The 1,692-nt window shown below is 38.3% G+C and carries 1 protein-coding gene; it reads right to left on the reverse strand.

Going from position 1 to position 1,692, the window contains the following annotated elements:
• Window positions 1-19 precede the first annotated feature (19 nt).
• On the reverse strand, window positions 20-1,633 hold the full coding sequence (locus tag FIB07_18165) for an IS1634 family transposase (GenBank protein NJD54768.1): 1,614 nt from the start codon (window positions 1,631-1,633) through the stop codon (window positions 20-22).
• Window positions 1,634-1,692: the final 59 nt, after the last annotated feature.

The following is a 1,692-nucleotide window of genomic DNA, read 5'->3' on the forward strand; positions in this document are numbered from 1 at the left end:
CCCACATTCCGCATACCCCCTAACACAAATACATTTTTTCATAATTTGAGCCCATAAGTGCCAATATCTTCCTGTGAATTTCTCTGAGATTCATCATGCCAACGATTATTTCAACTCCATTTCTTGATTCAATCAACAGGGTAATTCCCTCGAAAATCTGAAAGACCCTCCTCATTGTGGGATTTGCTGTCGGTTTTCCTTTCTGGTCAGGAATTGCTTCATGGCGTTCAGAAAGAGCCTTTCTCAACTTCAATTGGGCAACTGAATATACGAGTAAACTCAGAACCATAACCATTGCCAGGCTCACGATTCTCTCTGGTTTCTTTAGAAATATCGATGATGCGAAGAATAAAGGATCTTTTAAGAATCTGAAGCCCCTCTCAACGCTCTGCTGCCCCTTATATTCCTTTAGAGCTTCGTTATTGTCCAATCCTGTATCATTTGTAGCAACAATGAACCTTCCCTTCTTGATTCTCTCAAGTTGGATTCTGGTTTCATCTCTCACAAACTCTGTTTTTATCTTATAGACTTTTTTTAAGCTCTGCATATCTTTTTTTGGTCTTCCCTTCTTTCCCGTTTTATTAACCTCCGCAGCATTGATTTCATTAATTTTATGGTATTTCCACTTCGCGACCAGGTTATTAAGCTCGGAAACTCCATCTTCCTGGCAGTTGAATTCGTTATTCATAAAATGCCATAATTGTTTCTCTATCTTTTCTTTTTCTTTGTCTATATTTTTATTTAAAGTCTTGATCTCTCGGCCATAACCTTCCTCTGAGAAAATAACCAGCCATTTCTGATCCACTCCGCCATATGAATTCATATATTCCTTGTAACTATAGCCCTCAATGCTGCTTTTATTCATTTCTTCAATGCTTGTTTCTTCTATTGACTTTTTAGCTTGAGAAATAGTCTCTGGAACTCTGCTTATCCATTTGACCAGAGGTGAGATCTCCTTAATAGTATCATCACTATACATGGCCGAATCCATGACAAAGTATGTATTCTCATTCTGTTTAGAGAGTTCTTGTGAGAACTTTTTTATTACATCACGGAAATGCGTTTTGTCTGAAGAATTACCACTTAAAACGTCCATCCAAACTGGGAAATCAGACTGAGAGCTGGTGATCAGAGAGATAACGAACTGTTTCAGATCAAACCTTTTGTCTTTTGAGAAACCGTTGGTTATTTCTATTGGCACTTGATCGATGTCTTCGAATTTATACTCTCCATGTACGCTCATCGTGGTAGTATCCAGGTGAAGAAACTTTCTACTTATTCCAAATATATCGGCTGTTTTAAGGGCAATATGCATGAAAATTTTTGTCGGGTTGTTCTCAAATACTCTTTCTAAACTTCTTCCCATCGTATCATCATTGAAATCTTCTGGCTTCAGATCTTTGCGAAAAAAGAGCTCAGTAGGCTTATTTCTCATGAACTCTGGAAAGAGATAGAGCGGTCTATTCACAAAACCCAATGCATTTATTACCATTGCTGTAACAGCCTCTCCAGTGGTCACAACTTGTTTCTCATTTATGCCAACAAGGTTATCTATCGCTTGAGCCAGTCCGATCTCTTTGCATACACCGGCTACTATACCAAGGTGATCAATGTTTTTACTCGAATATTCCATGCCGGTTGATTCTTATTTTGATTATATAAAATCAACGGGCACCATGTGCGGAATGTGGG

This window comes from Candidatus Methanoperedens sp., assembly GCA_012026795.1.
Taxonomy (GTDB): Archaea; Halobacteriota; Methanosarcinia; order Methanosarcinales; family Methanoperedenaceae; genus Methanoperedens.